Annotated in this window: 4 protein-coding genes; all 4 read left to right on the top strand. The window is 40.5% G+C overall.

The features are described from left to right. Positions 1-104 precede the first annotated feature (104 nt). The 4 genes from ACIQZ2_RS07425 to ACIQZ2_RS07440 are packed head-to-tail and all read left to right on the top strand — an operon-like array spanning position 105 to position 5,984. Positions 105-2,729, top strand: a complete 2,625-nt coding sequence (locus ACIQZ2_RS07425; RefSeq protein WP_395768217.1) for a valine--tRNA ligase — start codon at positions 105-107, stop codon at positions 2,727-2,729. After that, on the top strand, positions 2,729-3,742 hold the full coding sequence (locus tag ACIQZ2_RS07430; protein ID WP_395768218.1) for a gliding motility protein: 1,014 nt from the start codon (positions 2,729-2,731) through the stop codon (positions 3,740-3,742). Before ACIQZ2_RS07425 ends, ACIQZ2_RS07430 begins: the two co-directional genes overlap by 1 nt. A gap of 6 nt (positions 3,743-3,748) precedes the next feature. Then, positions 3,749-5,557: an ABC transporter ATP-binding protein gene (locus ACIQZ2_RS07435; protein ID WP_395768219.1), complete on the top strand. Its 1,809-nt coding sequence runs from the start codon at positions 3,749-3,751 to the stop codon at positions 5,555-5,557. A 1-nt stretch (position 5,558) separates the two neighbouring features. Next, entirely contained in the window at positions 5,559-5,984 is a 426-nt protein-coding gene (locus tag ACIQZ2_RS07440) for a Fur family transcriptional regulator (RefSeq protein ID WP_395768220.1), read from the top strand. The last annotated feature ends 349 nt before the right edge of the window (positions 5,985-6,333 follow it).

A 6,333-nucleotide genomic window follows, 5' to 3' on the forward strand; every position in this document is an offset into this window, starting at 1 on the left:
ATTTCAATTTTAACCAAAATTACATTGAATTGTTTTAAAAATCCACCCACTCCTTTGGCCGAAAACAATTATCTTTGTAGGCTATAAATACTCATACGCTTTTTATGATTGATAAGAATTACGCCCCACAGGAAATCGAACAAAAATGGTACGCCTATTGGTTAGAGCAAAAGGTCTTTGCATCTAAACCAAACCCAAATAAAGAAGCGTATTCCATCGTCATTCCTCCTCCCAATGTGACAGGCGTATTACATATGGGCCATATGTTGAACAATACCATCCAAGACGTCCTCATTCGCAAGGCCCGTATGGAAGGGAAAGAGGCATGTTGGGTTCCAGGCACCGACCACGCTTCCATTGCGACTGAAGCAAAAGTTGTGGCGATGTTGAAAGAAAAAGGTATTGAGAAAAAAGATATTTCACGGGAAGAATTCTTGAAACACGCCTTCGAATGGAAGGATAAGTATGGAGGAATTATTCTTGATCAATTAAAAAAATTAGGGGCTTCATGTGACTGGGATCGTACCCGATTCACGATGGAACCTTCATTATATCAAGCGGTGATTGACACCTTTGTTCGTTTGTACAACAAGGGGTTGATTTATAGAGGGGTGCGCATGGTGAACTGGGATCCACAAGGAAAAACAGCTTTATCAGATGAAGAAGTAATCTATAAAGATGTTCAGGCCAAATTATTTCATATCCAATATCCACTCGTGGATGGTACTGGATTTGTAACGATTGCAACCACGCGTCCTGAAACCATTATGGCAGATGCGGCGATTTGCGTGAATCCAGCGGATGAACGTTACCTACATTTACACGGCAAAAAGGTTAGAATACCTTTGATTGATCGTGAAATCAGCATCATACCAGATGAATATGTAACCCTAGATTTTGGTACAGGTTGTTTAAAAGTAACTCCGGCACACGATTTAAATGACTACGAATTAGGCCTAAAACACAAATTACCTGTCATCGACATCTTGAATGATGACGGTACATTAAATGAAAAAGCTATATTATTTGTGGGCGTTGATCGTTTCGAGGCACGCAAACGTATCGTAAAGCAACTAACAGAAGAAGGCTATTTAGTCCAAACAGATGAGTACAAATCCACCGTAGGAACATCTGAAAGAACGGGTGCCGTAATCGAGCCAAAATTATCTTTGCAATGGTTCTTGAAAATGGAGGAAATGGCAAAGCCAGCCTTGGAAAATGTCTTGAATGACAACATTCAATTGCATCCTGCCAAATTCAAAAATACCTATCGTTCATGGATGGAAAATGTGCGTGATTGGTGTATTTCGCGTCAATTGTGGTGGGGCCAACAAATCCCTGCGTTTTACATGGAAGATGGCACGGTAATCGTAGCAAAAGATAAGCAAGAAGCTTTACGCATAGCACGTGATAAATACCAGTTATTCGCATTAGTTGAGGATGATTTAACACAAGATCCAGATGTTTTGGATACCTGGTTTTCATCATGGTTGTGGCCTATTTCAGTATTCGACGGTATTGAAAATCCAGATAACGAAGAAATCAAGTATTACTATCCTACCAATGATCTTGTCACTGGACCGGATATTTTATTCTTCTGGGTTGCACGCATGATCATGGCGGGCTATGAATGGCGGGATGAATTGCCGTTTAAAAATGTGTATTTAACCGGAATTGTACGAGATAAACAAGGACGTAAAATGTCCAAATCATTGGGTAATTCACCGGATCCATTGGAGTTAATTGAACGCTTCGGGGCAGATGGGGTACGTTCCGGTTTATTGTTTTCGGCTCCAGCTGGCAATGACTTGTTGTTCGATGATAAATTATGTGAGCAAGGAAGAAACTTCTCGAATAAAATATGGAATGCATTCCGCCTTTTAAAAGGTTTGGAGGTTGTACCTGGAGCATCTTTACCTGAGCATGCGTTAGCAACTGCTTGGTTTGAATCCAAGATGAGCCAAACCATTACTGAAGTTCAAGATCACTTTAGCAAATTCCGTATATCAGACGCTTTATTAAGCATTTACAACTTGGTATGGGATGATTTCTGCGGTAAATACTTAGAGATTATCAAACCTGCCTACCAAAGTCCAATTCATGCAGACACCTTGGATGCAGCATTGCGTTTATTTGATTCATTGATGCGATTAATGCATCCGTACATGCCTTTTATTACCGAAGAAATATGGCAGGCAATTGATACAAGAGCAAAAAATACGACGATTTGCAAGGCTGAATTTCCAAAAGCTGGTGCCGTACATGAAGCTTTGATTGCCCAATTTGATGCGATGTTTGAGGTAGTTACTAAGGTTCGTGAGATTCGTAATTCGAAGCAACTATCTCCTAAGTTGGCCTTAGCTCTTTGCATTAAAACGGCGGAACCAACGGCCTATGCCGCTGTAGAAGCCATTATGATGAAACTGGCCAATTTAGAATCCATTAACTTTATTACAGAACCCATTGTAGATGCACAAACTTTTGTGGTGAAGTCGGACCAGTTCTTTGTGCCGATGGCGAACGATGAAGATCCGGCCGTTTTGAAGGCTGAATCAGCGAAAGAATTGGAATATTTGTTAGGCTTCAAAAAATCAGTTGAGGCAAAACTAGCAAATGAGAAATTCGTTCAAAATGCGAAGGCAGATTTAGTGGAACGTGAGCGCCAAAAGCTTTCTGACGCAGAGAACAAGATTAAATCATTGCAAGAATTATTAGCTCGTTTAGGATAATGAACCGTCTGCTTATCATCTTCTTGGCTATTGTTTTATGGCAATGTGGGAAAACTGTAGAGGAAAAACAGGCTGTTCCAAAAATTAAATGGGACATGCTGCGCTTGGACCGGGTTCTGGCTGAAGCCAAATCAGCAGAGGCAATTGATTCGATTTTGAAGAAATACCCTGAAATTGGGATAGGATATTTCAGTTGTCCACCGGAAAAGACAGCATTTCTAGCCAAGGATTTGTATCAATTATACCAAAATCCTTCGCTGCAAGCATTTTACAAGCAAAGTCAAGATACGGCATTTTTCGGAGGAGATCGTTTAGAAAAGGAATTGAAAACTGCTTTTGAACGTATTCAAAGTGAATTCCCAGGGCTAAGGACCCCTAAAATTCGTACAGTATTCTCAGGTTTTGGGGGAGTAGGCGGCGAATTTACTGCCCAGCATTTACAGGTATCAGACAGTTTAATCGTGATAGGTCTCGATTTTTTTATGGGCAAGAACGGGAAATTCTTACCGCCGAATGTTTATGATTATCAACTTCGTCGATTGGAGCCTAAAGCATTGGTTGGCCAAGTTATTTTACAATATTCGGCATTTATCAATCGCCAAAATGAGGAAGATCATTCTTTACTCAGTGATATGATATGGTATGGAAAAGGATTTGTATTCACGAAGAAAATATTACCTGAATTGCCAGATTCCTTGTTATTTGGTTATACAAACCAGGAGTTGGCCGAAACAAACGCTTTCCAAAAACAGGTATGGGAACATTTTATTGACAAAAAACTGTTGTTTACTAAGGAAGAACTCACGAAAAACAAATACCTAGGTGAGCGTCCAAAAACCCCAGAAATTGGTCCGGCTTGCCCAGGTTCAATTGGCCGATGGCTAGGTTGGCGTATTGTAGATCTTTACTGGCAACAGAATCCTAAATTGACGCTTTCTAAATTAATGACAGATCCAGACTATAATCAACTATTTTTAAAGTCGGGCTATCGCGGGGAACCGGACAAAGAATAAAGCAGCATGGCAAAAAGACACGAGAAATTTGGTTCAGGACCTGAACCAAAAGATAAGGTAAAGGTGGATAAACAAGGACTTAAAAAAGCCTTGAAAATCTTTCAATTTGTCATACCATACAAGTGGACCTTTGTGATAGGTATGTTGTTTTTATTGCTCTCGAATTTGACAACGATGAGTTTCCCATTGTTAATTGGTCAAATGACAAAGGTGATTGAAGGCAAGTCGGATTATCATATCAATGAAGTGACGCTTTTCTTTTTTGCCATATTAATTCTACAGGCTATCCTTTCATTTTTGCGTATATATACGTTCGCTCAGGTTTCAGAAAAGGCGATGCGGGATGTTAGGCAAAGTTTATATGCCAAGATTATCACGATGCCCATCTTCAACTTTGAAAAAAGAAGGGTCGGTGAATTGATGAGTCGCATAACATCGGATATTACGCAATTACAAGATGTCTTATCAATTACCTTGGCGGAATTTTTCCGACAAATATTCACGCTTGTTGGCGGAATTGCCTTGATAACGTACTTGTCGTGGAAGTTGACATTATTCATGTTGGCGACTTTTCCTGTGCTTGTTATTGCAGCGATTGTTTTTGGCAAGTTCATTCGAAAGATTTCAAAAAAATCACAGGATGAATTAGCGTCTACCAATATCATCGTTGAGGAAACATTTCAATCAATCCAAGCTGTCAAATCATTTACGAATGAGGCGTATGAGGTCAATCGATATACGAGTTCATTAAATCGGGTAATAGAGGCGGCACTGAAGGCCGCGACCATGCGCGGAGCCTTTGTGAGTTTTGTCATTTTCGCCTTATTTGGTGGGATAGTTGGGGTGGTTTGGTATGGAGCAGCGCTTGTTGCCCAAGGGGATATGATCTTAGCAGATCTATTAACTTTCATATTTTATACGGCCTTTATTGGAGGATCTGTGGGAGGTTTAGGGGATATTTATGCGCAATTGCAAAAGACGATTGGTTCATCTGATCGAATATTGGAAATCTTAGAGGACCCATCTGAGATAGATTTAACGAATCAAAAATCGACGAAAGCGCTTGATTTTGGGACCATTTCAATTGAGGATTTACACTTTTCATATCCAAGTAGACCATCGGTTGAAATATTAAAAGGTATATCCATTGATATAGAACCAGGCCAAAAGATTGCGATTGTAGGAACATCCGGTACGGGTAAGTCGACTTTGGCGCAATTGATGATGCGATTCTATGAACCAAATGCTGGCCATATAAAATTAAACGGCCAGAATATTCAAGAATATTCAGTTAGTGACTGGAGAGGGATGTTGGCACTTGTGCCACAAGAAGTCTTACTATTTGGGGGGACCATCAGGGAAAATATCGCTTATGGCAAACCCGGATCTAGCCAAGCGGAAATTGAGCATGCGGCTGAACAAGCATTTGCAAAGGAGTTTATTGAATCATTCCCAGAGAAATGGGATACATTGGTAGGTGAACGAGGGGTCAAATTATCAGGGGGCCAGCGGCAACGAATTGCCATAGCACGGGCTATTTTACGTAATCCAAAATTCTTGATTTTAGATGAGGCAACGAGTGCTTTGGATTCAGAGTCAGAAAAATGGGTACAATCTGCTTTAGAGGAGTTAATGAAGAATCGAACGAGTTTGATTATTGCGCATCGCTTATCGACGATTCGCACAGCAGATCAAATCATCGTAATGGAAGAAGGCAAGATTCTAGAAAGGGGTAACCACGATAAATTGATGAAAATCAAAAATGGTGTATACCGAAATATGGTGACACTTCAGACAGAGCATTTACAAGCATAAAATGGCATCTAAACCTAGCATAAAATTGGATAATTTTGGCCTTCGGGCAACGACTTGTCGGGTCGCTGTGTTAGATTCCTTCCAACATGCGGGGTATGCCTTGAGTCAAGGAGACATAGAGCAAGCGCTATCTAGCCAATTTGACCGGGTTACTATTTACAGAACATTGAAGTCCTTTTTGGCGAGCGGATTACTTCATAAGGTTTTAGATGATCAAGGCAGTATAAAATATGCCTTATGTCATGATACCTGTCATCAGGAAACTCACCAACATCAGCATGATCATGTACATTTCAAATGTACCCAATGTGGCCAGACGACATGTCTCGAAACGGTACACATCCCAACGATCATATTACCAGAACATTTCGTCAAGCAGGAGAGTAATTTATTGATTCAGGGGGTTTGTCGGGGGTGTAATATCTAAGGTTGGAAGACGTTAGACTATAGACGTTGGACTATAGACGTTTCAATTAAGAGATAAGAGTTAAGAACGAAGAGTTAAACTGGCTCCTGATTTCCCTTCGGACTGCGGACTGATTCCCTTCGGACTTAATAATAGTTCAGAGTGAAGAATTAAGAGCTAAGATTGAAGAATTAAGAGCTAAGATTGAAGAGTTAAATTAGCTCCTGATTCCCTTCGGACTTGCGACTGACTACTGTTGACTGTTATGCAAAAAAAAACCGCTCTCCTAGGAGGCGGTTTTTTTTAAATAACTTGGAGCTTACTTACTTTCCCGGGTTTGATCCCAGTATCATCAGCGGTGCGGGGCTTA

The sequence above is a fragment of the Aquirufa sp. genome (genome assembly GCF_044342065.1).
Classification (GTDB): Bacteria; Bacteroidota; Bacteroidia; order Cytophagales; family Spirosomataceae; genus Aquirufa.

Excerpts from the sequence above, each read along its gene's own strand:
- ACIQZ2_RS07425 (WP_395768217.1), top strand. The coding sequence starts at position 105 with ATGATTGATAAGAATTACGCCCCACAGGAAATCGAACAAAAATGGTAC.
- ACIQZ2_RS07430 (WP_395768218.1), top strand. The coding sequence starts at position 2,729 with ATGAACCGTCTGCTTATCATCTTCTTGGCTATTGTTTTATGGCAATGT.
- ACIQZ2_RS07435 (WP_395768219.1), top strand. The coding sequence starts at position 3,749 with ATGGCAAAAAGACACGAGAAATTTGGTTCAGGACCTGAACCAAAAGAT.
- ACIQZ2_RS07440 (WP_395768220.1), top strand. The coding sequence starts at position 5,559 with ATGGCATCTAAACCTAGCATAAAATTGGATAATTTTGGCCTTCGGGCA.